The sequence below is a fragment of the Shewanella sp. 1311 genome (assembly GCF_059338235.1).
Window position 1 is genome coordinate 1,073,370 of the sequence record NZ_CM181686.1, and the last position, 25,844, is coordinate 1,099,213.

A 25,844-nucleotide genomic window follows, 5' to 3' on the forward strand; every position below is an offset into this window, starting at 1 on the left:
CAATTGATTAAAAAGCAGCATCTCATTCAGCTTGACTTCAGCAAAACCAAAGATGATAATGATTATCAATTGAGGTTAGAGGGGTAATGAAATGTACTGGTTTATTAGCGCGTTTTTGGTTGCATCAGCCATTTTTTTCCTTGCGCCAGAAAAAATCTCACTCGAGGCCAATAACGTTAAGATAAAGCGTCATTTACCCGTCAGCTTACTGATTTTACCTCTCATTGTACTTGGCTGGTTGGTCATAGATACCGTCGCGAATGGCACTAACTATGCGACAGTCGCCGCATTCGGCTTTGTAACCACCGCCTGCTTAATTGCGCTACCTAAGCTGCATAAATTTATTATGCCCAGCGCCTTACTGACAGCAGTGGCGCTGATCGTCATGGTCTTTATGCGCATGAATTAAAACGGCTGATAACGCTCCCTTTTTCAAAAATATGCTTACTTCCCTGCAAAGAGTTAGCATTTTGTTCAGACCACTTAAGGATAATCCTCAAGTGGTCTTTTTTTACCTCCCAGAACCCCTGCAAATTTGATAAACTCAACGGGTATAAGTCATCTTTTAACACCAATGAATGAAATCTATGAAAGCAGATCCTAATGTATCCTTAGTGTACAGCACCGACAAAGGCCGTATTAATGCAGAGCCCGTCACTAAAGCGATTCCTGAATCAGACGGTATAGTCAGGATCCATAGAGACAGTAAGGGCCGCAAAGGCAAAGGCGTTTCGATTATCTCAGGCCTAGGTCTCGATGAAACCGCGTTAAAAGCAATGGCTCAAACCCTTAAAAAACAATGTGGTTGTGGTGGCACGGTTAAAGATTTCACTATTGAGGTCCAAACCGATAACCGCGAGCAATTAAAGCTATTGCTTGAGAAGCAGAACTACAAAGTTAAATTAGCTGGCGGTTAATCTCGCCCGACTTAGCAATATAGCAGCATGCTAGATCAACTTAGCCACATCGAACGGAGTAGTTTAATGGAGAGTTTGCAGAACCATTTCTTAATTGCCATGCCTTCACTGCACGATACGTTTTTTGAACGCTCAGTCATCTATATCTGTGAACATGATGCCAAAGGCGCCATGGGACTGGTGATCAATAAACCGCTCGGTATCGAAGTTAATTCGCTATTAGAACAAATGGATTTGCCAGCTGAGCAAGTCTCCACCGATTTAGCGTTCAATGCCAATGTCATGATGGGCGGACCCGTTTCCCAAGATCGTGGCTTTGTACTGCATACCTCTCAGCCCTATTGGGCCAACAGCACAGATCTGGGTTGTGGTTTAATGCTAACTACCTCACGCGATGTGTTAACCGCGATAGGAAGCAACAGATCGCCAGAGAAATTCCTCGTCGCCTTAGGATATGCTGGATGGAGCAAAGATCAGCTCGAACAAGAGCTTGCCGATAATTCTTGGCTAACGATTCCAGCAACCAATGCACTCTTGTTTGACATTAAACACGAAGACCGTTGGCCACAGGCCAGCCGAGCTCTTGGATTTGATGCTTGGCAGGTTTCAGCTCAAGCGGGTCACGCTTAAGCCTATTTCTTAATATAAGTCAGCACACTATGAATTCGAAAACCGTATTAGGCTTTGATTTTGGTACTAAAAGTATTGGTGTGGCTATAGGCCAAGAAATCACCGCTAGCGCCACGCCATTATTGTCAATCAAAGCCGTCGATGGGATCCCCAACTGGGATCAGATAGGCGATTTAATCAAAGAGTGGCAACCCGACCTAGTGGTTGTTGGTCTGCCCTTAAACATGGATGGCACTGAGCAAGATATGACCCACAGGGCGCGTAAATTTGCGAACCGTATCAATGCTAAGTTCAAAGTCAAAATAGCCACTCAAGATGAGCGATTAACCACTACCGATGCTAAGGCAAGATTATTCGAGTTAGGCGGATTCAAGGCGCTCACCAAAGGCCAAGTCGATGCTGTGTCTGCCGTACTGATTATTGAAAGCTACTTTGAAAATAACTTCAGCAAGTAATGCCACAATAAAAAACCATATATAAACAAAAGGATAAGTTGCCTTATCCTTTTCAGTTTTATGTTTAACCCGATATATTACCGGATCAAAAATGTGGCTTCACTAAGTTGGCCATCATAGTAATGTGCGCATCATCATCGTTTAGTGCAGCAATATAACGGAACTTCTCACCACCCGCCTCGGCAAAGAGATGACCATTCTCACCAACAATTTCTTCCAGCGTCTCTAAACAATCGGCGCTAAAAGCGGGGCAAACGATAGCAATATCGCGCACGCCTTGTTGCGGCAACGCTTTCAAAGTCGCATCGGTATAAGGTTGTAGCCATTTTGCTTTACCAAAACGCGATTGGAATGTCATCACAAACTCATCTTTGCCTAACCCAAGCTTTTCGGTAACTAGTCGAGTCGTTTTCATGCAGAAGCAATAATACGGATCGCCTAAATGCAAATTACGCTCAGGCATACCATGATAAGACAACACCAATTTTTGCGGTTTACCATGGGCTTCAAAATCAGCCGTGATCGAACTCGCTAACGCATTAATAAAATCAGCATTATCATGATAAGTATTAATAAAATGCAACGATGGAATATAGCGCCACTTAGACAACTCAGCCGCAATCGCATCAAAAGCAGAACCCGTAGTTGGCGCCGCATATTGGGGATACAGAGGTAACACCACGATTTTATCAATGCCATTTTGATGCATAGTTTGCAATGTACTGGCGACCGATGGACTGCCATAACGCATTGCTAAATGGACAGAAACATCATGGTTATCGGCGTTAAGTTTATCGGCTAACTTCGCCGTTTGACGCAAACTAATGTCCATTAACGGTGAGCCGGCCGCTGTCCATACCTTCTGGTATAACGCCGCCGATTTTGCTGGGCGTACCCGCAAAATGATCCCGTGTAAAATCATCATCCACACTAATTTAGGAATTTCGACTACGCGGGGATCTGCTAAGAACTCAGCTAGATAACGCCTAACAGCCGATGCTGTGGGTGCATCTGGCGTACCTAAATTTAATAACAGCACGCCCACTTTGCCGCGCTGTCCGTGTCCAACTTCTTTGGATAAGCCTGAAAATTTAGCCAAAACAGCCTCTTAATTAATAAATACTTATAAAATTAAAGTACAGATTCTATTGCTTGCTTAAGCTCTTCGCTATCTGGCTTCACTTTAGAATTGAACTGTTGCACAACTGCGCCATCGCCGCTAACGACATACTTATAAAAATTCCACTTAGGCGCACCGGTTTTTTCGGCTAAGTATTTAAATACGCTATTGGCGTCACTGCCACGCACAGCTGAAGTCGACAACATAGTGAAAGTGACACCATAATTGATGTAACACACCTTAGCCGTGTCTTTCTCATCATTTTCTTCTTGGAAAAAATCATCCGATGGGAAACCAATAACCACTAAGCCTTTGTCTTTATAGTTTTCATGCAATGCTTCGAGCGCTTTAAACTGCGGGGTATAACCACAGTTACTCGCAGTGTTAATAATCAACACTGGCTTTCCCTGAGTCAATTCACACAGATTAACTGTCTCTTCAGAATGTAATTTTCGTACTTCAAGGTTCAAATACTCAGGACAAGTGGCCGCCATAGCACCAACACTCATCAAGCTCGCTGTCATAGCGAATATCATAGGTAATTTTTTCATTGCTTTCTCCTTTACCGGTACATTACGTAAACGTACTAGGTAAAGATCATATTGAATTAAAAAATAAAAGCTATGGTTAACGACCGCATAGCTATGAAGTAAAACCGATTGAGCAGAACTAAAATCTAACGACACCAACAAAAAGCAGCCCATAAAGAGCTGCTTAACCTAGAACCTGACTATCGCGTTAGTCCATGTCTAAGGTGACACCTTCCATAAAGCCTGAGCCCGAGGATTCTTTATTCTGCAATTTAATCATCAAACGTAAATCGTTTGGTGAATCAGCATGGTGCAGCGCATCGGCGTAACTAATCTCGCCATCGACATAAAGTTTCAGCAAGGCCTGATCGAACGTCTGCATGCCCTGCTCATTCGATTTAGCCATGGTTTCTTTGAGCAAATGCAGCTCGTTCTTCGCAATTAAACTCGCCACCCTTGGGGTGTTGATCAATACTTCAATCGCGGCGCGACGCCCAGTGCCATCGACTTTTGGGATCAATTGCTGCGCCACAATACCGCGCAAATTTAATGACAAATCGAACAATAACTGTTGATGTTTACTCTCAGGCACGAGGTGCATAATGCGGTCTAATGCTTGGTTGGCGTTGTTGGCATGCAAGGTTGCCATACAGAGGTGGCCTGTTTCTGCAAACGACAGGGCGAACTCCATCGTCTCTTGGGTACGAATTTCACCAATCAAGATAACATCGGGTGCTTGGCGAAGGGAGCTTTTTAGCGCCGCATCGAAAGATTCAGTATCTATACCCACTTCACGCTGGGTGATAATGCTTTTTCTGTGGTCGTGAACAAATTCGACTGGATCTTCAATCGTGAGAATATGACCACGAGCATGACCATTACGATATCCCACCAAGGCCGCCAGAGATGTTGACTTACCCGTACCCGTTCCGCCCACCATAATAATGAGGCCACGTTTACTCATCACCAGATCTTTCAGAATGGGTGGCAGTTTTAAATCATCAACATCAGGGATTTTAGTTTCGATACGACGCATCACGCAGCCAGGCGATTCACGCTGCCAAAATGCACTCACCCGAAAACGACCTAAATCCTTTGCCGCAAAAGCAAAGTTACACTCACGACTCGAATGAAACTCTTGTTTCTGCGCTTCGGTCATTAAGGATTCAACAAAATCCAGTGATTGTGCCGGAGTAAAGGCACTTTCGGCCAAGGGACGCAATTCACCGTCAATCTTGGCACTTGGCGGAAAGCCAGCTGTGATAAACAAGTCGGAGGCTTTGCGCTCAACGATCACTTTTAAAAACGGAAGAACATCCATCATAAATCCTTAAAATGTCGCTTGTTTATTCGAACTCTTCGCCATTGCATCTTCACGGGTGATAAGACCGCGATTGACTAAGTTCTGTAAACATTGCTCTAAGGTCTGCATTCCGTGGGCCATACCGGTTTGAATCGCCGAATACATCTGCGCCACTTTGTCTTCACGAATAAGGTTACGGATAGCGGGAGTGCCCATCATGATTTCATGGGCGGCGACACGGCCTCCACCAACCTTTTTAATCAGGGTTTGCGAAATAACCGCTTGCAGCGATTCCGACAACATAGTGCGTACCATGTCTTTTTCACCGGCGGGGAATACGTCGACCACACGGTCAATGGTTTTCGCGGCGGAGGTGGTATGCAAGGTACCAAACACTAAGTGGCCCGTTTCTGCGGCGGTCATCGCCAAACGAATAGTTTCAAGGTCACGCATCTCACCAACTAAAATCACGTCCGGATCTTCACGCAGTGCGCTTCTAAGCGCCGCATTAAAGCTGTGGGTATGGCGGTGAACTTCACGCTGGTTAATCAAACATTGCTTATTTTGGTGTACGAATTCGATAGGATCTTCAATGGTTAAGATGTGATCGTGTCGATTTTCGTTAACGTAATCCACCATAGCGGCAAGTGTGGTACTCTTACCCGAACCTGTTGGCCCAGTCACTAGGACTAATCCCCGAGGGAAACTGGCGATTTTTTTAAAAATCTCCGGCGCACCTAATTGCTCAAGTGACAAGATGTCGCTAGGAATGGTACGAAATACGGCCGCAGCACCACGGGATTGATTGAATGCGTTAACACGAAAGCGTGCAAGATTAGGGACTTCGAACGAGAAATCGATTTCTAAATGTTCTTCGTAGTCCTTGCGCTGCTTATCATTCATTATGTCGTACACTAGGCTATGTACGCCTTGGTGATCGAGCGCGGGCAGGTTAATCTTTCTCACTTCACCGTCGACACGGATCATGGGAGATATCCCTGCAGAAAGGTGTAGATCCGAGGCTTTGTGTTTTACACTAAATGCCAATAACTCAGTGATTTCCATCGTTTGGGATATCCTTGCAACTAGATAATTACATCATGACAACAATAGCAGACAGACTCGCAATCGCCCAGCGCAGGATCGCACAAGCGGCGCAAAAATGTGCCCGCCAACCTAGCAGTATTCGCTTACTTGCCGTCAGCAAGACCAAACCTATTGAAGACATTATAGCAGCCTATCAAGCGGGTCAGCGTTGCTTTGGCGAAAACTATGTCCAAGAAGGTGCGGAGAAAATTATCGCACTCAAGGGGGATTTTCCGGACATTGAATGGCACTTTATCGGGCCACTCCAATCCAACAAAACCAGCATAGTCGCCCAGCATTTCGATTGGATGCACACTGTCTCGCGCGACAAAATTGCCCAACGTCTCAATGACCAACGTCCAGCTGAATTAGCGCCATTAAACATCTGCATTCAAATTAATATCAGTGCTGAAGACACAAAATCTGGCATAGATGCGGCGCAAATGCTGCCACTGGCAGAGCTTATCGCTCAGTTACCTAATCTTGCACTGAGAGGCCTAATGGCAATCCCAACGGCTACTGCAGATACTGAGTTACAGCTTAAAGAGTTTTCTATGTTAAACAATCTATTTCAAGAACTTAAATCACATTACCCCAATGTAGACACGCTTTCCATGGGGATGAGTAATGACCTAGATGCAGCGATTAGCTGCGGTTCAACTATGGTGCGTATTGGCAGTGCCATTTTTGGTGAGCGCAATTACGCCGCGTAAACTCACTCGAGGTATGAAGTTCGAGGTCAGTGTACGAGCTTGACCTTGTTTTTAGCGCTTTATGCCCAAATACTGTATTTAAGTTCACGACATTTAAGATCAATTAGCGAGAGCCGACTAATCTGGCTCTGACATTCAAATGACTAACCGTTTTATCATCTTGATTTAAGGTGAGTCTGTTACAAATTAACGGTTAACACACTGAAGAGAATCAAATGGATCAACAGAAAATCTGCTTTATCGGTGCCGGCAACATGACGCGCAGCATCATCAGTGGCCTAGTTCATAGCGGCTATCCTGCTCAACTCATCCAAGCGACCAATCCTAGCCAAGGTAAACTCGACGCACTAAAAGCCGATTTAGGGATTTTGGTTTCTCAAGACAATTTAGCCGCAGCGCAAGCTGCCGATGTCATAGTGCTGTCGGTAAAACCGCAATTGATGCAGCAAGTGTGTGAAGCATTACAAACTGTCGACATGTCGCAAAAGTTAGTCATCACTATTGCTGCAGGCATTAAAGCAAAGCGTTATACCGATTATCTGGCGCAGGATATTAAGCTTATCCGCGCTATGCCCAATACACCGATGCAGATTAGTGTGGGCATGACTGGCCTCTATGCGCCTCAGGCTATTTCTACCGAGCAAAAAGCCATTTGCGATCGTTTGATGTCAAGCGGCGGCGAAATTGTGTGGGTTAATGAAGAGTCAGAATTAGATCAAGTGATTGCACTATCGGGCAGTTCACCGGCTTATTTCTTTTTGCTAATGGAGTCTATGATAGATGCAGGCAAAGAAATGGGAATGGATGAAGACAAAGCCAGAACTTTAGTGCAGCAAGCCGCGCTCGGCGCTGCTATGATGGCAAAGCAAAATCCACAACTGACCTTAGGTAATCTAAGGGAGAATGTCACCTCAAAGGGCGGTACCACCGCACAGGCGCTGGCGACATTTGAAGCTGCGGATATGCGTGGTTTAGTAAAAAAAGCCATGGAAAACTGCATTAAACGTGCAGAAGAAATGGCTAAGACATTTTAATTTCCACTAACGCGTTTTTATATCGGACTTTAATAGGTAGAAATCTCGATGAATGCATTTACCTTTTTAATCACCACACTATTCGACTTATATTTGATGGTGGTGATTTTGCGGATTTGGCTGCAACTGGCAAGGGCGGATTTTTACAATCCTTTTAGCCAATTTATTGTCAAAGCGACTCACCCGCTCATCGCGCCAATGCGCCGTATTCTGCCTTCCTTAGGACGGTTTGATACCGCATCATTCGTCCTCGCGTTGCTGGTCGTGATGGTCAAAGTACTGCTGATCAGCCTTATCGCGGGCGGTGGCATAGACATACTGCTGTTTTTGATGTTTGCCGTCGTATCTGTGATCAAAAAAGCAGGGGTCTTGCTGTTTTGGATGCTGTTGATACGCGCAATATTGAGCTGGTTTAACCAAGGCTATAACCCAATAGTGATGGTCATGGGCCAGTTAACTGAACCCGTATTAGCGCCAATCCGCCGTATCATACCGCCAATTGGTGGCTTAGATTTATCGGTAATGTTGGTGATTATTGGTATGAATTTCCTCAATATGTTACTTGCCCAATATATCCCTTATTGGGCTGTGATCTAATGAGTGCAGTGACTTTGCAGCAAGGTGACTTGCTGCTTAATCTCTACATTCAGCCTAAGGCCAGCCGAGATCAAATTGTAGGACTGCACGGTGATGAGCTAAAAGTAGCCATCACTGCGCCGCCTATTGATGGCAAGGCCAATGCCCATTTAAGCAAGTACTTAGCAAAGACCTTTAAAGTGCCCAAGAGCGACATTCATATAATGAAAGGTGAACTTGGTCGGCATAAGCAAATCCGCGTGATTGACCCAAAGATCATCCCAAGCATCATTACTGAGCTAATGGGACAAACTAGCTGAGCTAATACTCTTGAAAGGCTAAAAACCAAAATACTTCTTTGAATGCGGTTAATTTATCGATAAACAGATAAACATAAACAATAGTCACAGCGACCTATACTCAAACATTCCCTAATATGAGGTATCCCATCATGTTCCGTAATATTCTGGCTGTATTAGCCCTCACCGCTAGCCTTTGTGGTGTTGCAAACGCAGAGCAAAAAGAAACTGTCGGCAATTTTGACATTCATTACATGGCACTTGGCAGTACATTTTTAACGCCTAGCATAGCCAAATCCTATGGCATTCAACGCAGTAGCTATACAGGCATTATCAACATTGCGGTGTTAGATATCAGCGAAGCGAATAAACCCGCAGTACCCGTTGAAATTACTGGTGTCGCCAATAACTTATTAGATGCTCGAATCAACTTAACCTTCAAAGAGATCCGCGAAGGTGATGCGATTTATTATATTGCCGAAGTTCCTTACCGCGATGATCAGGAGATCAACTTCAATATCGCGATCAAGCATGGTAATCAATTAAATACCAACTTGCAGTTCAAGCAAAAATTCTACGTCGAATAAGCCAAGCTGAGATTACCGCAATACATAAGTAACTTTGGGACGATACAAGTCTGTACCGTCCCGCCCTTTTCCTGTCCTTTAGCCCTCAGCTTGGGTATCATTGCCGCAGTATAAGTCGCCCCAATGATATAGGTGTTCCATGCAACAAATCGTCCTCGCCAGTGGCAACAAAGGCAAACTCGCCGAATTCGATCAAATGCTCGCCAGCTACGGTGTCACTGTACTGCCGCAGAGCCAATTTAATGTCAGCGAAGTGGCCGAAACGGGCACCACTTTTGTCGAAAATGCCATTATCAAAGCCAGGCACGCTGCCGAAATTACCGGACTTGCGGCCATTGCCGATGATTCAGGTTTAGAAGTAGATTTACTCCAAGGCGCTCCCGGCATTTATTCAGCGCGTTACGCGGGAGAGAATGCCAAAGATCAAGACAACGTATTGAAACTACTTGAGACATTAAAAGACCAGCCAGCACCTCGCAGTGCAAGATTCCAATGCGTGCTGGTATATATGCGCCACGCTAAAGATCCAACCCCAATTATTTGCCAAGCCGCATGGGAAGGCCAAATCGACTTTAACCAACGTGGCGACAATGGCCATGGTTACGATCCGATTTTTATCCCTGAAAATTATCAATGTAGCGCGGCGGAGCTGAGCAGCAACGAGAAAAATGCCTTAAGCCATCGTGGTAAAGCCCTAGTGCAACTCATCGCCGCCATGCAAGCCCAAGGCGTGTTAACTGGCGGGAATGCACAATAATGTCGCCAACTGCCGTGACTACTGCGATGAAGCTCGAACTGCCGCCACTCAGTCTGTATATCCATATTCCTTGGTGCGTACAAAAGTGTCCTTACTGCGACTTTAACTCCCATGGCCAAAATGGTGAGCTGCCACAGGAAGCCTATGTTGCTGCGCTACTGGAAGACTTACGCCAAGACTTACATCTCGTCCAAGGGCGGCAAATCCATACCATCTTTATCGGTGGCGGCACACCATCCTTATTCGATGCTTTGCAAATCAAACGCATACTCGATGGTGCCAATGCGCTAATCCCCTTTAGTGACAATATCGAAATCACCATGGAAGCCAACCCTGGCACCTTGGAACACGATGACTTTAGTGCCTATCGCGCAGCCGGTGTCACTCGTTTATCTATCGGTGTGCAGAGTTTTTCTAAGGATAAGCTCAACTTACTTGGACGTATTCACGATCAAAACGAGGCACAAGTCGCCGCTCAAAAAGCCAGCCAAGCGGGATACTTGAGTTTTAACCTCGATTTAATGCATGGATTACCCAACCAAAGTTTTGCTGAAGCCATGGCTGATATCGACACGGCAGCGGCGCTCAATCCGCCCCACCTGTCTTGGTATCAGTTAACAATTGAGCCCAACACCCTATTCCACTCAAAACCGCCGCAGTTGCCCGATGACGAAGCGCTCTGGCATATCTATGAGCAAGGTCAACAAAAGCTGGCCGCATTAGGGTATGAGCAATACGAAATATCCGCTTATGCGAAACCCGGTTACCAATGTAAGCACAATCTCAACTACTGGCAGTTTGGTGATTATCTAGGCATAGGCTGTGGCGCCCACGGTAAAGTGACGCTGCCAGAAGAAAACCGCATTATACGCACGATAAAAATTAAACATCCCAAGGGATATCTGAGTGCCAGCAACTACACCTTCGAATCGATTGATGTGGCAGAGGAAGATCGCGCGCTTGAATATTTAATGAATCGCCTGCGACTGATGACACCTATCCCTAAGCAAGAATTTGAACTGCGTACCGGACAACACAGAGACACATTGACCGAAGGAATGGAAAAGGCCAAACAACGCGGTTTACTCACAGAATCCGCTGAACATTGGCAATTAACCAGTAAAGGTCACATGTTTGTTAATGATTTACTGACACAATTCTGCTAATACTGCCGTTAAAATAGCTATATAAATAATGTGTTAGTGGTAAATAGTGCAGTTTAATACTATTACTGCTAACACATTTTCTAACATTAATATCCATACATTCTTGTCCAGCTTCTTTAGAATTAATGCAACTCAATCCAGGAAGCCTGATCATGCCAATAAAAACTAAAATCAGCTTAGTCGCACTGACCCTTTCAGCTCTGCTGACCATTCCCGCGTATGCAGCATCAACTTCGCCAGCCTTTCACAGTGCAAGCGAACCTGTGAATGCAGTGGTGCAAACCGAGTCAGACAAAGCCAATGCGTTGTTCGAAACCCTCTTCATGGAAAACATCATGGCGAGCCCCATTTCGCAAACCTATATGGGGATCAAGCAAGACTATGATAAATGGGATGAACTGGGTGATGCCGCCGATGATAAAGCCCTAGCGCGCACGAAAAAACAACTGGCGCAGGTCAATCTGATTGATGCGGCCAAACTCGATCCACAAACAAACCTCAGCCTCACCTTACTCAAACAAAATCTGCAAAATGACATCGAAGATGACCAATGGCGCTACCATAATTACCCTGTGAATCAGATGTATGGCGGCCACTCTATGATCGCCTCCTTCTTGATTAACCAACATCAAATTACAGATGTCAGCGATGCCAAGGCCTATATCAGCCGCTTGAATGGCGTGCCTAAACGTTTAAGTCAATTACAGACAGTGTTAGAAGTCCGCGCAGATAAAGGCATTATTGCGCCTAAGTTTGTGTTCGCTTATGTCATTTCAGACAGCCAAAACATCATCAAAGGAGCCCCTTTTGATAAGGGCGACGACAGCGCGCTACTCGCAGATTTTCGCCGTAAAGTGAACGCATTAGCGATTCAAGAAACGGAAAAGCAAGCACTGCTTAAACAGGCTGAGCAAGCACTAGTGACTCAAGTCGAGCCCGCCTATAACAAGCTCATCAGTTACATCAAAACCTTAGCAACCAAAGCAGACGACCGTGATGGTGCGTGGAAGCTCCCTAACGGCGCCGCCTTTTACAATAATGCCTTAGCCCGTACTACCACGACAAACATGACCGCCGATCAAATCCATGACTTAGGCCTTTCTGAGGTGGAACGTATTCATAACGAAATGCGCGCCATTATGAAGAAGGTCAATTTTAAAGGCGATTTACAGCAATTCTTTAGCTTCATGCGTGACGATCCCCAGTTCTACTACCCCAATACCGCCGAAGGCAAAGCCGCCTATTTAGCTGAGGCGACTAAGCTCATCGACAATATGAAATCGCGCTTAGATGAAGTGTTCAAAGTAAAACCTAAGGCCGCCATGATAGTGAAACAGGTTGAAGCCTTTAGAGAAAAATCCGCGGGCAAAGCCTTCTATGAGCAACCGGCACCAGATGGTTCGCGTCCAGGTAGCTACTATGCAAACCTATATGACATGAAAGCCATGCCGAAATACCAAATGGAGGCACTGGCCTACCACGAAGGTATTCCGGGTCATCATATGCAGATCGCCATTTCCCAAGAGCTGCAAAATATTCCTAAGTTCCGCAAGTTTGGTGGCTATACCGCGTATATCGAGGGCTGGGGTTTATATAGCGAATCTTTCCCGAAAGAAATGGGACTCTACGCCGATCCCTATTCTGACTTTGGTCGTCTAGCAATGGAGCTATGGCGTGCATGTCGCTTAGTCGTTGATACTGGTATCCACGCTAAAAAGTGGACCCGCGAGCAAGGCATTGCCTATTACGTGGATAATACGCCCAATGCTAAATCGGATGCGGTGAAAATGGTTGAACGCCATATCGTTATGCCATCGCAAGCGACAGCCTATAAAGTGGGCATGATTAAGCTGCTGGAACTCAGACATAAAGCAGAACAACAGCTTGGCAGTCAATTTGATATCCGCGACTTCCATACGCTAGTACTTGCTAACGGCGCATTACCGCTGGATGTGTTAGAGCAACAAGTCGATCTCTGGATAGCCAGCAAGAAGAAGGCCTAATACCCTGATGTTTTAATGCCTTAATGCCTTAATGCCTAGCCGTGAAGCATTGTTAACCTGCTTCACGACTAAAGCGACATCGATGAAAGTCTTAAGCTACGCTCAATAAAAAAGCCACTCGAAAGTGGCTTTTTTATTGGTACCATTATCCCGTTAGATAACAGAACCCTTCTCACTGTGGGTCACTATATTTGTTGTATTAATTTATGCTTTAGCACTCGCCTTCACATCACTTAACACACAGTTGCGACTTTAGGGTACAGGGAGACAAAACTTGTGCCCAAGGCTGCACAAACCATCAATAAAAAATTACCTCAGCGATAAGGCTGAGGTAAACCAAAAACTAGGATGATGGTTTAAAGAGCCAACATTGTTTTAGTTCTCAAACTTCTGTTGGCTGTGATCCAAAACTGCATTAATGCCGACCTGTACACAAAAATTGAAAGGGGTCATTTCCAATAAACGTATAGGACTCAGGTCATTCCGAATCAACTGTTACCATTGTATTCAATTAAGAACAGAGTTCAAGGATGTTATAAAAAAGTGCTTTAGAACACCCTAAAAAATCATCAGCAAATGTACTCATCAACTCAATCTAAAGCATTGATTTTAAATAGCCATAAAAGTGCTTGGTTAATTTGAAATCACATAGAACTGGTTTTGAGAACAATGTTTCCCATTTTACTGACGTTTACTAAATAATTCGACATAGGGTGCATCCCAATACGGCGGCGTTCCTATGTGATCTTTGATGAACTCGATAAAAGAACTGACCTTAGGTGCTAAGTGCTTACGACGGGGATAAACTGCCTGCAATGGCAGATGGTGGGTCAATTGCCAATCCTTCAGTAAAGGCACTAATGTTCCCTTGGCAATTTCATCTTCCATCAAATAACTTGCAAGATACACAACCCCAAGACCACTGATTGCAGCAGATTTTAATGCTGGCGCGTTATCTACCCTGAAATTGCCCGATACGCCAATTTCACAGTAATCATCACCCTTCTTAAATTGCCACATGCTGTGCTCGTGCCACTCGCCTTGATAGACCAAACAATTGTGGTCAACTAACTGCTCAGGTCGAGTTGGTTCGCCATGTTGAGCAATATAGCCTGGAGAAGCAACTAACAGGAATTGGCACTTCATCAGAGGTCTAGCAACCATCCCAAGCGGTAATTGCTCCGACATAGTTAACAGTAAATCTAAGCCTTCACTCACTACATCTACTTTATGGTCCAGTAAGCTCACTTGTAGCTCAAGCTCAGGATGTTTTGCCATAAAGGATGGCAGTGCAGGAATGATATGCATCACCCCAAAGGATTGGGAAATCCCCACCTTGAGCACGCCGCGAGTTGCATCATTTAAGTTATGCACGCTGGCTATCGCTTGTTCAGCGTCACGCAGCAATTCTTCACCTTGCAGATACAGCAAATGCCCTGCTTCAGTCAGACTTAAGCTACGGGTGGTACGTTGGATTAATTGAACACCAAGTCTATGTTCAAGATCGGCGACTTGTGTACTGACCTTAGACTTAGAGATCCCAAGCCTTCTTGCGGCGGCACTAAAACTACCAGCTCTGGCCACATGAGTAAAAATCGCAATAGGTTCTAACAGTTCTAACATGGAAGTCGCCTTAAGCTGTTTACGACAATGATATTAACTTTCGGTGAGTAGCAGTGGTTAGCGTAATCATCGCTTAAAAATAACCATAGCATTGATATCTCGCATTAAAGTGATATAACGCAGAGATTTAGACCGAAAAAGTCCACTAAAGTAGGGTGTTATATCTGACTGATATGCCAGCTTTTAATTATATTTTAAGAGTATACCAAATATTCGTCTCTAGACTGTAACATTCCGAACTAAATCGCTGCAAGCCTAGCCTACAAGCCACATCGACTTTATCCTCATAGCTTTCGCCACTAAGAATTAGCCAATAAAAAAGCCCCTAGGCGATAAATTGACTAGGGGCGTAGCATTCAAATTTGACTCATGCACAAGGAGATAGAAGTTATTGCAGTTAAAACTCAGGGCTATTCACAAAAACTATTAGTAAGGACGATTAACAAGAACTATTCACGCAGCTCCTTGGTTGAGTTTTGTGTCAACGCATAAGGCGCGAGTTCTGGTACTTCTTGGCGTAATTGATTTTCAAGCACTAACAGATTTTCAAATCGGTCGCATAAACGATCAGCCTTAGCTTCCAGTCCCTTAGATTGACTCTCAATTTGTTGCTCAATATCTTGGCCTAAGTTGTCCATTTTCTTAGAGAAGGAATCCATTTTGGCTTCAAAACTATCACCGTCACCCGACATGATTTGGCCACCTATGGTCATCATAATAGTACCGACTGAGTTCTGAACAATTTGCTCCATTTCCTGCTCGAATTCGTCGTTAAAGGTGTTCTGAATCGAGTCTTCCGTCGCGCCTAGATAGAAACTATCGCCATGACGGTAGGCCACTGAATCAACGCGCTTTTGGACACCTGCCATCATTTCATCGAATTTAGCACCGGCCGCATCGCCCATTAAAGGGGTTAACGCCATGCTCACCGCTTGGGACGCTAATGCGACGGCCTCGTTCACGACTTCAATCACTTCAGGCACTTGCGTCGACACTTCATCGGCATATTGAGTCACTAACTTTTTTTGCTTATCGGTTAAGTTTACTTGTTTGCCCTCAACAAATAACTTATCGACTTCGATGCGATACTTTTCTGTGCCCTTCTCGCTCATGACTAATTTTTTAGGCTCAACCATAACGTCATAATTTAAAGAGACTTCACAGCGGTCATCGACTTTAGGCTCTGTTTGCGCTTGCGCCAACTGTAGGCCAGATGCCCCTAGAATCACGCCGGATAAGGCAAATCCAGTTAATAGCTTATTTAATTTCATGTTGCTCGTCCTTTAATCTGAATAATTCGATAAACCTAAACTACTGAATAGCTTAAAGCAGGAGACGTGCCAACTTTATAACAATATGATTATATTGGATTTAGGAAAGTTAGCACTAAAAGGTCATTAGCGAAATTCGCTAACTTTTAGTCTGATAGTGCTAATAAAAACGAGAGGTAAAGCTAGAAAATAGATCGGCCAAGACGCTGACTTAAGTGCTCAAGCATGGCAGTGCCTGCAAGTGAATTGCCATTGCCATCAAGTTCTGGCGACCAAACACAAATCGACAGTTCCCCGGGAATAACGGCAATGATGCCACCACCGACGCCACTTTTACCTGGCATACCAACACGATAGGCAAACTCACCTGCACCATCGTATAGGCCCGAGGTCGCCAACAGGGCATTAAGCTGCCGAGTTTGCACCTGAGAAATAAGCTCAGTCCCCGTAATGCTTTTGCCGCGATTAGCCAAGTACAACATGGCCTTAGACAAGTCAGCACAATTCATCTTTAAGGCGCAGTAATGAAAATACGTGCGCAGCACAGTATCGACATCGCCTTGAAAATTACCAAACGACTTCATCAAATAAGCAATCGCCGCATTACGCGCACTGTGCAGATATTCGGAGTCGGCCACTTGTTTGTCGAAACACACTTTATCGTTTTGGCTTAGTTGCCTGACTAACTCGAGCATTCTGTGTTTAGGTGCACCTAAACGACTCTGCAATAAGTCAGCAATCACTAACGCGCCAGCATTGATAAATGGATTACGCGGCTTGCCACGTTCTAACTCGACTTGTACTAAAGAGTTGAATGAATGGCCCGAAGGTTCTTTGCCAACTCGGCTCCAAATTTCGGCCTCTTCATATAAAGTTAACGCTAAGGTTAAGCTGAAAACTTTGGAGATACTTTGAATCGAAAACGGCTCAAGGTAATCGCCCGCACCTAAGGTTTCACCATCAACGGTTGTGACGGCAATGCCTAATTTACCAGCATCAACGCTGGCCAGTGCGGGGATGTAATCTGCAACCTTTCCTTGGCCGAGCAAGGGTCGAACTTTCTCGACCACCTCCTCAAGTAATGCCAACTCGGGCATTAACCCCACCAAATGTCGTACAGTTCGCTAACTTCAACCTGAGAAACTTTTTGGTTCGCCCAGAATGCCTTAACTGCAGCAATATCTTCTTCGGTACATTTGCCGATCGTTTGGGTTGCGATAATGCCTTCCCATTCGATGTGACCGCCGCCATGGAAACCTAACTTACGGGTTTCGATCACTTCATCGATGAATTTATCCACTGTTGCATCGATATCGGCTTCTGATACTGATGCATCAAAAGTCCAAGCCATATCAAAACCTAACTCTTGGAATTCATCAACGCGCATTTTCTTACGTAAACGACGGCTACGATTAGTTGCCATAGTGACTTTCCCCGTTGTGTTAAAAAACTAATTAATCAATTGAAATATCTAGATTAAGCGATACGCTCAAACATCAGATCCCATACACCGTGACCCAATCTATGGCCGCGGGCTTCAAACTTTGTCAGTGGGCGATGATCAGGACGTGGCACCACAGTGCCGTCACTCGACTGGTTTTGATAACCAGGAGCCGCTTGCATCACTTCCAACATATGCTCACTGTATTCTTCCCAATCAGTTGCCATATGGAACACGCCGCCAATTTTTAGCTTGCGGCGGATCAGTTCAGCAAATTCAGCTTGCACGATACGACGCTTATGATGACGTTTCTTATGCCAAGGATCGGGGAAAAACAATTGCATTCGGGCTAATGAACCGTCGGCAATCGCATGTTCTAATACTTCCATGGCATCATGATGATACACACGTAAATTAGTCACACCCGCGATGGCTGCATCGCTTAAGCAAGAACCGACACCCGGTTTATGCACTTCAATACCAATAAAATTTTGCTCTGGTGCGTCTTTAGCCATTTGCACTAAAGAGGCGCCCATGCCAAAGCCTATTTCCAGCACAGTATCGGCTTCACGGCCAAAAACGTCGCTCAGAACCAATGGCGTTGGGCTGTAATCTAACCCCATTGTTGGCCACTGGCTTTCAATAGCCTGGGCTTGGCCTTTAGTTAAGCGACCTTCTCTTAGGACAAAGCTTCTGATCTTACGCAGATACTTGCCTTCTTCATTAAATTCAGCGGTAGTGACTTCGCTCATTTTTGCCTCGTCTAGTGGACAGCACTATCATAAAAGAAAGGCATTATCCAAAGTTCAACATACAGTGCAAGCACTAATGGGGCGAAAGTATACCAAGATTATTTGAGAGTGCGAATTTAGCAGTGATTTTCGGCTTTTTAGCCCTAATCCCCTTGTCTTTGAGCTTGTCTAAGAAGATAACTGCCGCTACACTGCGCCGATGAAATCTACAGCCTCCTTCGCTACACGTATCGTCTCTTGGTACGACAATCACGGTCGTAAAACCCTACCTTGGCAGCAAGATAAAACCCCATATAGCGTATGGGTTTCTGAAATCATGCTGCAACAAACTCAGGTTGCGACTGTTATTCCCTATTACCTTAAATTTATGGCGCGTTTCCCCGATGTGTTAGCACTTGCTAACGCGCCAGATGATGAGGTGTTGCATCATTGGACCGGCCTTGGGTATTACGCTAGAGCGCGTAATCTGCATAAAGCAGCCAAGAAGATCCGCGACGATTATCAGGGATTATTTCCAACGGATTTTGAGCAAGTTCTTGCGCTGCCTGGCATTGGCCGCTCAACGGCAGGCGCGGTATTGTCACTGTCACTTGGGCAGCATCACCCAATCCTCGACGGTAACGTCAAACGCGTGTTAGCAAGACACGGCGCTATAGCAGGTTGGCCGGGGCAAAAAACGGTCGAAGCGCAGCTTTGGCAGCTAACTGACACGTATACGCCGCAGCAAGAAATTCAGAAATATAATCAAGCCATGATGGATATCGGCGCCAGTATTTGTACTCGTAGCAAACCTAACTGCGCCGCTTGCCCTGTGGCGATTGATTGCAAAGCTCAGCTGATTGGCAGACAAACCGATTTCCCCGGCAAGAAGCCTAAAAAAATCATACCGACCAAAGCGGCGTGGATGTTAGTGCTAATGCAAGACAATCAAGTGTTTTTAGCTAAACGTCCGCCAGCGGGAATTTGGGGCGGACTTTGGTGTTTCCCTGAGTTTGCCACCCAAGCCGCACTTGAAACCCACCTCGAAGAGCAAGGGTTTGCTGCGCAGCCACTCGAATGGCTAACTGGCTTTAGGCACACGTTTAGCCACTTCCATTTAGATATTCAGCCCATGATGCTTAATTTAGATAACACCCACGGCAATAAAGAGAGCGTGGGCGCTGTCATGGAACAAAACCAGTCTCTCTGGTATAACATAAGTCATCCTTCCAAAGTGGGACTCGCCGCCGCCACCGAGCGCGTGCTAGCCAATTTGGGATCACTCGTTCAATCCGCAGTCAGTAAGGAATAATCATGGCGCGTACAGTCAATTGCGTATATTTAAATAAAGAAGCCGACGGCCTAGACTTTCAACTGTATCCAGGTGATTTAGGTAAGCGCATTTTTGATAACATCAGCAAAGAAGCTTGGGGCCTATGGCAAAAAAAGCAAACCATGCTGATCAACGAAAAGAAACTCAACATGATGAATGTTGATGATCGTAAGTTTCTTGAAGAACAAATGACCTCTTTCCTCTTTGAAGGTAAAGAAGTAGAAATTGAAGGTTTTGTGCCTGAAAAAGACCAAGATTAATTCTTGTCGTTCACTTAACGACAAAAAGCGCCTTTCGGCGCTTTTTGTTTATTAATCTCGTGAAGAATAACTGAGCGTTACTTACGCACGCCTTCAACCACAAGATCTAACTCAACATGGCTAGACGCTGGGCCTAAATCCATTTTGATACCGAAATCTTTCATCGCAAACGTGGTTGTGCCCGTAAAACCTGCACGGTAGCCACCCCAAGGATCTTGACCTTCGCCCACTGCATGGGCATTGATCGCTAATGGCTTAGTGACACCATTTAAGGTTAAGTTGCCGTTAATCACTAAGTCGCCATTACCTTTATCTTCAACTGTGGTTGAGGTAAACGTTGCTTGCGCAAACTTACTCGTGTTAAGGAAATCGGCGCTACGAATATGCTTATCACGCTCGGCGTGGTTTGAATCTACACTGAGCGTATTTACAGTCACATTCACTTTAGCCGCAGTGGGTTTAGCCGCGTCATAGCTAAAGTCGCCGCTAAAATCATTAAAGCGGCCAACGACATAGCTATAACCTAAGTGACTCACTTTGAAAGTAATAGAGGCATGTGCTCCTTCACGGTCAATAACATAGTCCGCCGCTGAAGCCGCCATCGGAGCCAATAGAGATGCACCAATCAGTGCGCTTAACAGTTGCTTTTTCATTGTGTTATCCTCGATTAAATTTAATCATTTTGAGTAAAGTTGCGTCTTTATCGATAAAGTGATGCTTTAACGCACCTGCAGCGTGGATTACCACGAGTGCGATTAAGCTATAAGCTGCGTATTGGTGGATATCGCCTGCTATATCAGCTTGGTTTTCAAAAAAAGGTCCAAATCCTGGTAGTTCAAACCAGTCAAACACCATAATTCCACGGCCTTCTGCCGTTGAAATAAGAATGCCGGCACACATGATCACCAGCAGCAATACATAAATAGCTAAATGCGCAATATGAGCCGCCTGCCTCTCCCAAGGCTTATGATTCGCCTCTGGTACGGGCTTAGGATTCACTAAGCGCCACAACAAGCGGAATAACGTCACTGCCAAGAGTAAAATCCCGACGCTCTTATGTAGATGTGGCGCTGTCTTGTACCACGCGCTGTAGTAGGTTAACTCCACCATCCACACACCTACCGCAAACAACCCAATGACGACGATCGCACTCAGCCAATGAGTCACAATTGCGGTTATCCCATAAGCCAACTTACTATTTCGAAACATACTACGACTCCATATTCGCGTTTTCTTCATGCCATCCATGAAATAATATTCATTATCATAAGTCTAATTTTAAAAACTAAAATCAGTAAAAATCGCTCATATCTTTCTAAATTTTAGAAAGTAAGCCGAAAATTAGGATTTATGAGCACAAATCTATAGTAAACATCAGCATCCCCCTGACTTGAAAAATACAGTCAACGAATGAAATTGACCTGAATTCACAGAATAAGAGATAAAAAACAGCCAAGATGCACATTAAACCGCCGAACGAGTTATTAATTGGGAAAAAGCACTTGCAGAGGTGAAACTCACTAGCTAATATAGCCGCACTTCGAACGAGACGGCTCAGCCAACGAGTTCAAAGTAGTTAACTAACACTTAGTTAGTTGCCCGAATAGCTCAGTCGGTAGAGCAGAGGATTGAAAATCCTCGTGTCCCTGGTTCGATTCCGGGTTCGGGCACCATTATTTTGCAGTAAAAGTTTAGCCGGCATAGCTCAGTTGGTAGAGCAACTGACTTGTAATCAGTAGGTCCCGAGTTCGACTCTTGGTGCCGGCACCATATAAACAACGAAGCCACTCAATGAGTGGCTTTTTTGTATTTGAAATTTAAATAATTTGAGCAACAGCAAAACCTTTGGTCACCGCAACTGACTTACTCTCGATAAACCAGTAGGTCCTGAACTCTACTTTTGGTCGTTCAATTCATGCCAGTTCAAAATCATAGTTGCAGACAAACTTATAAACCAAAATCTGCTGTCGATAAAAGTACCTAACACTCACTAAACTTCGCCATCAGACGATATTCCCCTCCCCTTCGCATACATTGCATGCCTTAAGTGTTAATTTTCTTTCTTAAAACACAGATTAAACGCGCACTGAAGTTAACCTTATCAGTCTAAAGGCAAGGCTATCGTCACTAAAATGCTGAAACTTTCAGCGACTCAATATGAGTAAAGTGGAAGAATCAAATAAATGTTCGATTTTTGTTTAATAGTTAATCAGTCATTTAAAAAGGGCTTGCACAGCCAAAGCGAGCACTATATTATACGCGCACTTCGAACGAACAAGGTCTTTAAGACTTAGTTTGAAGTAGTTAACTAACGCTTAGTTAGTTGCCCGAATAGCTCAGTCGGTAGAGCAGAGGATTGAAAATCCTCGTGTCCCTGGTTCGATTCCGGGTTCGGGCACCACTATTTAGCCGGCATAGCTCAGTTGGTAGAGCAACTGACTTGTAATCAGTAGGTCCCGAGTTCGACTCTTGGTGCCGGCACCATATAAACAACGAAACCACTCAATGAGTGGTTTTTTTGTATCTAATATTTGAGTTAGTTCAAAGCAAAGTGCAACTAACTTACTCTCGATAATTCCAGTAGGCCCCGAGTTCGACTCTTGGTGCCGGCACCATATAAACAACGAAGCCACTCAATGAGTGGCTTCGTTGTATCTGAAATTTGAATTAGTTCAAAGTAAAGTGCAACTGACTTACTCTCGATAATACCAGTAGGTCCCGAGTTCGACTCTTAGTGCCGGCACCATACAAACAAAAAAGCCACTCGATAAATTGCGTAAACAGCGCATCAATACTCACACAATAAAAAAGCCACTCATTGAGTGACTTTGGGCTCTTATACAAACTATCAGATCAAGCAGCTCGCGCTTATTTAATTAGCTCGAGTGGCATAGGCCTATCACCGGCTTGAACTTGATGTTGAACATGGCGCCACCCTTGAGTGAGCTCACTAAGATGTGCTTTTCTCTCGGGGAATTGCGCAGAAAGTTTTTCGATAACATCGATTTGCTTCTTACACAATAATGACCAACGATCTGCATTTGATAAGTACATGGCGTTTTCCTTAACTGAGGGTTACTTTTCCTTAGCCTGTTAAGTCTAGGCGGGAATGATTTTATTGCCAATTCAAAATTGCGTGTTAGCGCACTGTTAAAACAAGTCACTCAGGAGTATCTTTGACCTATAAACATAAGATAGGAGGCGTTATGACAGCCGATATTTTCAAACTCATTTTTGTCGCTATTGGTATATTTCTCGTTTACAAACTGATATTTGGTGGCAAGAAAGGTCTGACTATTTTTGAAATGCATTTTAAAGATGGTCGCATGACTCAGCATAAGGGCAAGATCCCCGAACGATTCGAGCGGGAATGCCGCCACATTGCTAAAGCTGAAAAACTGACGTGTACTGTTAGGGCTGAAAAATCTGGAGATGTACGCTTACATATTTCTGCCAACGTGAGTGACAATGTGAAGCAAAGAATCCGTAATCTGTTTCCGTTTGAATATTATGACAACAAATCGATAGATAACAGTCGTCAAGCAGGCTAGTTCTTCGCCTTTCCCCTAGCAACCTCAATACTTAAACCTCAATGCTTGTTGAAGGTTAAGTATTGAGGTTGCAGCGAGTCCCTAACTCACTTTGCTTATTTAAACTTAACCAGATACCTAGGTTTTAAAAAATCGGATCCTAAACGACCATCTTCCCTCGCATCTCGAATACGACGTTCATTATCTTGCACCATAGGATCGCTGGCAGGTTGATGAGCATCGGCTTTTGTCTCAGCTTGTTCCTCAAACATAACGTCAAAAGATGAACAAGCCGTTAACGACAAACTCAACAAGGCACCCCATAGAACTAAGTGTTTTTTAATCATTTATCTATACCAACTTAAACTCGGAATAATTAAAATAATAAACAATGAGTTACACCAAAATGACTCTCATATTTATCACTTTATGCCGCTAGCAAAAAATGCCTAGCAGCCACTTTGGTTTGAGCTGAATACTTTAGTGCAGACAAAAGGTGATTATTAGCCAAGCTATACTGTTTAACTCAAGTTAAGTCTTAATCAACATTTAAGTCTTAATAAACATGTAAGCCATAATAGGCCTAGTTAATCCAAGACAAACTGAGATGAATGTAATTAAGCCAAGCTAAGCCAACCTAGGCAAAAATTGGCTCATGTTATTTTTGGATCACTAAAGTCACCTGAGCGACTGTGATGCCAAACTTAATAATATCGCTCTGATTTATAATGGTATTGTCATTCACTAAGAACATCCAATCGTCGAAATGAACTTGGTATTCATCGCCATCTACGGGTAATAACATATCGTATTTCCAACGTAGCGCGCTACCACTGGATTGACCATCGGCGGTGCCGATAATGTCACCTGCAGTTCCCGAGTATCGCCCTTCCCCTAGCGCTTTAATGCGCCACACACGAGTTTGAGTTTCGCCATCATCATAAACAAACCATTCATTAATGACGCCCTCGTTTCCCTGCCAACTGGCTTCCATAGTGACATTGAACTTACGGATCACTTTGCCGCTAAAGTCATGCACTATTCCAGACGCTTTTAATGGTCCATTAAAGAATGATTCCAACACCAGTGTAGGATGAGTATCTTTATAGTCAGTCACTTCCACCGATGAGCAACTCGATAGCAGCCCAATCATTATTAGGCCTAGCAATAAGTTTTGACCGATAAGTCGTGTTAACAATCGCATGGTTTTTCTCCGAGTAATTGCGCCCGTAAATTCGGACGGCTAGTGTCTTTCGATAACCAAATCGCTAAAAATGCCTCAGCAAAATTAGCATCGTGGATAATGTCTAGTGATTGATGATTAAAGAAAAACTGACTCGTTTGCCCATCCATAACCTTAAAACTTAAATGGTCGCCCTGCTTCACATCTGGCCAAGTGGCGGTTAATAAACTCAACCAACGCTGGATATCCTTTTCGGCAAACTTTAGATGCTGCCATTGATCCTTTGTCGCTTCTAACAGATCTTCAGACTCTATATCTCGATAATATTCAATATCTAGCAGCAAAGGATATTGCCCCTGTTGATAACGGCCATTTACCGTCATCAGTCTCGCTTTATACAAACTAAACCACAGCCAATCCATTTCTCCGCGCCCTACTTCCTGAAAAGTCTGCGTCACATCTGCGGCATCATTCAGCTCGATAGTAATGTTTTCAAAGTTAGATGTTTTCGCCTCTAATGGTTTTAAAGGTGCAATCAACAAACCGAGCGCAAATAAACTTAAGTAGCTTGAATTCAAAAATGAAAAACCAAGATTTGAGCTGCGATTACGAACTGACGACATAGGCTTCCCTTTGACTGGATGATGTCTTACAACAGGTATTGACTAAAAAATGACTTAACCGGACTTCAATTCCTAGATTTCAATAATTAACGCCCAAACACAGTAAAAGAGCGAGCCTTAGTGCTTCGATTAAATCCATAAGGATTAGCAAGTTGGATTAAAAATGGCAACAAGACTAGCCAAACAAAAAATAACACCACAGCAGAAATGACATTGCCGTAGGGCAAAGTCACCGCATTAAACTGCGCACCCGCGACATAGCTTAACGTGCCAAATATTCCTCCGAGTAACGCCTGCAATATCAGCGGTAAGGGTCGCATAAACGCCAAGCTATGATTCAAACTCAAGCCAAAGTGCAGCCATAAACAGCCAAGCCACCAAGGGAAGGCAGCAAACTCAAACAGGCCTAAAACCGACAGCACAGCGTCAATGCCAATCCCTAGGGCGGCAACCTTGAGCATTAATCGTAAATCGACTTGGCGATACTGGCGCTTACCCGACGAGGACAACAGGATAAAGTGAAACAATAACAAAGGTATAGTTAGCAGCACTGACAAGTTAAGCCAAAGCACACTCGACCACCACACAGCCTGAAAACTCAGGGCGTTATAGAGAATAAAACCCTGATGTTTAGGCAGATGCCGAGAGTTAGCTAACATTGACTTCATCTTTG

31 protein-coding genes and 4 tRNA genes are annotated in these 25,844 nt (G+C 44.4%); 19 read left to right on the forward strand and 16 right to left on the reverse strand.

All coding sequences use genetic code 11. The features are described 5' to 3' along the window. Positions 1-91 precede the first annotated feature (91 nt). The 4 genes from AC5YB3_RS04825 to ruvX all read left to right on the forward strand — a co-directional run bounded on the left by AC5YB3_RS04825 (position 92) and on the right by ruvX (position 2,002). Complete coding sequence (locus AC5YB3_RS04825; protein WP_259510782.1) at positions 92-409, forward strand: hypothetical protein; 318 nt, start codon at positions 92-94, stop codon at positions 407-409. A gap of 178 nt (positions 410-587) precedes the next feature. After that, entirely contained in the window at positions 588-917 is a 330-nt protein-coding gene (gene yciH, locus AC5YB3_RS04830; RefSeq protein ID WP_037392612.1) for a stress response translation initiation inhibitor YciH, read from the forward strand. 66 nt (positions 918-983) lie between these two features. Next, complete coding sequence (locus AC5YB3_RS04835) at positions 984-1,547, forward strand: YqgE/AlgH family protein (RefSeq protein WP_006082512.1); 564 nt, start codon at positions 984-986, stop codon at positions 1,545-1,547. 29 nt (positions 1,548-1,576) lie between these two features. Then, positions 1,577-2,002, forward strand: a complete 426-nt coding sequence (gene ruvX, locus AC5YB3_RS04840) for a Holliday junction resolvase RuvX (protein WP_006082513.1) — start codon at positions 1,577-1,579, stop codon at positions 2,000-2,002. Between the two features lie 85 nt (positions 2,003-2,087). Here the strand turns inward: ruvX and hemH are convergent, their stop codons facing one another. The 4 genes from hemH to AC5YB3_RS04860 all read right to left on the reverse strand — a co-directional run bounded on the left by hemH (position 2,088) and on the right by AC5YB3_RS04860 (position 6,020). After that, entirely contained in the window at positions 2,088-3,101 is a 1,014-nt protein-coding gene (hemH, locus tag AC5YB3_RS04845; RefSeq protein WP_006085703.1) for a ferrochelatase, read from the reverse strand. Positions 3,102-3,133: 32 nt separating this feature from the next. Then, positions 3,134-3,673 (reverse strand): glutathione peroxidase, encoded by a 540-nt coding sequence (locus tag AC5YB3_RS04850; RefSeq protein WP_115334187.1) that lies wholly within the window; start codon positions 3,671-3,673, stop codon positions 3,134-3,136. A gap of 187 nt (positions 3,674-3,860) precedes the next feature. After that, positions 3,861-4,973, reverse strand: a complete 1,113-nt coding sequence (locus tag AC5YB3_RS04855) for a PilT/PilU family type 4a pilus ATPase (protein ID WP_494527165.1) — start codon at positions 4,971-4,973, stop codon at positions 3,861-3,863. Positions 4,974-4,982: 9 nt separating this feature from the next. Beyond that, on the reverse strand, positions 4,983-6,020 hold the full coding sequence (locus tag AC5YB3_RS04860; RefSeq protein ID WP_006082517.1) for a type IV pilus twitching motility protein PilT: 1,038 nt from the start codon (positions 6,018-6,020) through the stop codon (positions 4,983-4,985). A gap of 35 nt (positions 6,021-6,055) precedes the next feature. Between AC5YB3_RS04860 and AC5YB3_RS04865 the strand changes: the two genes are divergently transcribed. From AC5YB3_RS04865 to AC5YB3_RS04900, 8 genes are all read left to right on the forward strand, one after another. Then, positions 6,056-6,754 carry a YggS family pyridoxal phosphate-dependent enzyme gene (locus AC5YB3_RS04865; protein ID WP_012197408.1) on the forward strand — a complete coding sequence of 233 codons (699 nt, stop codon included), beginning with the start codon at positions 6,056-6,058 and terminating at the stop codon, positions 6,752-6,754. Positions 6,755-6,969: 215 nt separating this feature from the next. After that, on the forward strand, positions 6,970-7,788 hold the full coding sequence (gene proC, locus AC5YB3_RS04870; protein ID WP_006082519.1) for a pyrroline-5-carboxylate reductase: 819 nt from the start codon (positions 6,970-6,972) through the stop codon (positions 7,786-7,788). 48 nt (positions 7,789-7,836) lie between these two features. Continuing rightward, complete coding sequence (locus tag AC5YB3_RS04875; RefSeq protein WP_006082520.1) at positions 7,837-8,385, forward strand: YggT family protein; 549 nt, start codon at positions 7,837-7,839, stop codon at positions 8,383-8,385. Beyond that, a complete protein-coding gene (gene yggU / locus AC5YB3_RS04880; protein ID WP_006082521.1) occupies positions 8,385-8,684 on the forward strand; it encodes a DUF167 family protein YggU in 300 nt (99 codons plus the stop codon). Before AC5YB3_RS04875 ends, yggU begins: the two co-directional genes overlap by 1 nt. A 131-nt stretch (positions 8,685-8,815) precedes the next feature. Continuing rightward, positions 8,816-9,250 carry a DUF4426 domain-containing protein gene (locus tag AC5YB3_RS04885; RefSeq protein ID WP_006082522.1) on the forward strand — a complete coding sequence of 145 codons (435 nt, stop codon included), beginning with the start codon at positions 8,816-8,818 and terminating at the stop codon, positions 9,248-9,250. A 139-nt stretch (positions 9,251-9,389) separates the two neighbouring features. After that, positions 9,390-10,007: an RdgB/HAM1 family non-canonical purine NTP pyrophosphatase gene (rdgB, locus tag AC5YB3_RS04890; protein WP_011847370.1), complete on the forward strand. Its 618-nt coding sequence runs from the start codon at positions 9,390-9,392 to the stop codon at positions 10,005-10,007. Beyond that, positions 10,007-11,173, forward strand: a complete 1,167-nt coding sequence (gene hemW / locus AC5YB3_RS04895; RefSeq protein WP_494526671.1) for a radical SAM family heme chaperone HemW — start codon at positions 10,007-10,009, stop codon at positions 11,171-11,173. The genes rdgB and hemW overlap by 1 nt, the downstream gene beginning before the upstream one ends. Before the next feature lie 152 nt (positions 11,174-11,325). Further along, the gene (locus AC5YB3_RS04900; protein ID WP_494526672.1) at positions 11,326-13,176 is read left to right on the forward strand and encodes a DUF885 domain-containing protein; all 1,851 of its coding nucleotides are present in this window, start codon (positions 11,326-11,328) and stop codon (positions 13,174-13,176) included. Between the two features lie 681 nt (positions 13,177-13,857). On the opposite strand, the gene AC5YB3_RS04905 is transcribed toward AC5YB3_RS04900, so the two are convergent. The 5 genes from AC5YB3_RS04905 to trmB form a co-directional block, all read right to left on the reverse strand. Continuing rightward, a complete protein-coding gene (locus AC5YB3_RS04905; protein ID WP_006082526.1) occupies positions 13,858-14,799 on the reverse strand; it encodes a LysR family transcriptional regulator in 942 nt (313 codons plus the stop codon). 449 nt (positions 14,800-15,248) lie between these two features. Continuing rightward, a complete protein-coding gene (locus AC5YB3_RS04910; protein WP_494526673.1) occupies positions 15,249-16,070 on the reverse strand; it encodes a YggN family protein in 822 nt (273 codons plus the stop codon). A gap of 182 nt (positions 16,071-16,252) precedes the next feature. Further along, positions 16,253-17,167 (reverse strand): glutaminase B, encoded by a 915-nt coding sequence (glsB, locus tag AC5YB3_RS04915; RefSeq protein WP_494526674.1) that lies wholly within the window; start codon positions 17,165-17,167, stop codon positions 16,253-16,255. Beyond that, a complete protein-coding gene (locus AC5YB3_RS04920; protein ID WP_006082529.1) occupies positions 17,167-17,493 on the reverse strand; it encodes a YggL family protein in 327 nt (108 codons plus the stop codon). The genes glsB and AC5YB3_RS04920 overlap by 1 nt, the downstream gene beginning before the upstream one ends. A 53-nt stretch (positions 17,494-17,546) precedes the next feature. Then, positions 17,547-18,263 carry a tRNA (guanosine(46)-N7)-methyltransferase TrmB gene (gene trmB / locus AC5YB3_RS04925; protein ID WP_494526675.1) on the reverse strand — a complete coding sequence of 239 codons (717 nt, stop codon included), beginning with the start codon at positions 18,261-18,263 and terminating at the stop codon, positions 17,547-17,549. A 199-nt stretch (positions 18,264-18,462) separates the two neighbouring features. Between trmB and mutY the strand changes: the two genes are divergently transcribed. Continuing rightward, positions 18,463-19,554: an A/G-specific adenine glycosylase gene (gene mutY, locus AC5YB3_RS04930; protein WP_494526676.1), complete on the forward strand. Its 1,092-nt coding sequence runs from the start codon at positions 18,463-18,465 to the stop codon at positions 19,552-19,554. Between the two features lie 2 nt (positions 19,555-19,556). Then, positions 19,557-19,835, forward strand: coding sequence for an oxidative damage protection protein (locus AC5YB3_RS04935; RefSeq protein WP_006082532.1), 279 nt, complete (start codon positions 19,557-19,559; stop codon positions 19,833-19,835). Positions 19,836-19,912: 77 nt separating this feature from the next. Here AC5YB3_RS04935 and AC5YB3_RS04940 read toward each other — a convergent pair whose 3' ends face one another. Continuing rightward, a complete protein-coding gene (locus tag AC5YB3_RS04940) occupies positions 19,913-20,488 on the reverse strand; it encodes a YceI family protein (RefSeq protein WP_006082533.1) in 576 nt (191 codons plus the stop codon). Positions 20,489-20,492: 4 nt separating this feature from the next. After that, a complete protein-coding gene (locus AC5YB3_RS04945) occupies positions 20,493-21,044 on the reverse strand; it encodes a cytochrome b (RefSeq protein ID WP_259503825.1) in 552 nt (183 codons plus the stop codon). A 388-nt stretch (positions 21,045-21,432) separates the two neighbouring features. Between AC5YB3_RS04945 and AC5YB3_RS04950 the strand changes: the two genes are divergently transcribed. From AC5YB3_RS04950 to AC5YB3_RS04965, 4 genes are all read left to right on the forward strand, one after another. Next, a tRNA-Phe gene (locus AC5YB3_RS04950) sits at positions 21,433-21,508 on the forward strand. Positions 21,509-21,529: 21 nt separating this feature from the next. Then, positions 21,530-21,605 (forward strand) — tRNA-Thr (locus AC5YB3_RS04955). Positions 21,606-22,160: 555 nt separating this feature from the next. Further along, a tRNA-Phe gene (locus AC5YB3_RS04960) sits at positions 22,161-22,236 on the forward strand. A gap of 7 nt (positions 22,237-22,243) precedes the next feature. Further along, positions 22,244-22,319: transfer RNA gene (locus AC5YB3_RS04965), tRNA-Thr, on the forward strand. Positions 22,320-22,703: 384 nt separating this feature from the next. Here AC5YB3_RS04965 and AC5YB3_RS04970 read toward each other — a convergent pair. Then, positions 22,704-22,889: a hypothetical protein gene (locus AC5YB3_RS04970; RefSeq protein ID WP_006082535.1), complete on the reverse strand. Its 186-nt coding sequence runs from the start codon at positions 22,887-22,889 to the stop codon at positions 22,704-22,706. A 152-nt stretch (positions 22,890-23,041) separates the two neighbouring features. On the opposite strand from AC5YB3_RS04970, the gene AC5YB3_RS04975 reads away from it, so the two are divergent. Then, a complete protein-coding gene (locus AC5YB3_RS04975; RefSeq protein WP_494526677.1) occupies positions 23,042-23,386 on the forward strand; it encodes a DUF3634 family protein in 345 nt (114 codons plus the stop codon). Positions 23,387-23,481: 95 nt separating this feature from the next. Here AC5YB3_RS04975 and AC5YB3_RS04980 read toward each other — a convergent pair whose 3' ends face one another. From AC5YB3_RS04980 to AC5YB3_RS04995, 4 genes are all read right to left on the reverse strand, one after another. Continuing rightward, on the reverse strand, positions 23,482-23,712 hold the full coding sequence (locus AC5YB3_RS04980) for a hypothetical protein (protein ID WP_494526678.1): 231 nt from the start codon (positions 23,710-23,712) through the stop codon (positions 23,482-23,484). 311 nt (positions 23,713-24,023) lie between these two features. After that, positions 24,024-24,569 carry a DUF3833 domain-containing protein gene (locus AC5YB3_RS04985; RefSeq protein WP_494526679.1) on the reverse strand — a complete coding sequence of 182 codons (546 nt, stop codon included), beginning with the start codon at positions 24,567-24,569 and terminating at the stop codon, positions 24,024-24,026. Then, a complete protein-coding gene (locus AC5YB3_RS04990) occupies positions 24,557-25,171 on the reverse strand; it encodes a chalcone isomerase family protein (protein ID WP_494526680.1) in 615 nt (204 codons plus the stop codon). Before AC5YB3_RS04990 ends, AC5YB3_RS04985 begins: the two co-directional genes overlap by 13 nt. Positions 25,172-25,257: 86 nt before the next feature. Beyond that, the gene (locus AC5YB3_RS04995) at positions 25,258-25,839 is read right to left on the reverse strand and encodes a DUF2878 domain-containing protein (RefSeq protein ID WP_494526681.1); all 582 of its coding nucleotides are present in this window, start codon (positions 25,837-25,839) and stop codon (positions 25,258-25,260) included. Positions 25,840-25,844 lie beyond the last annotated feature (5 nt).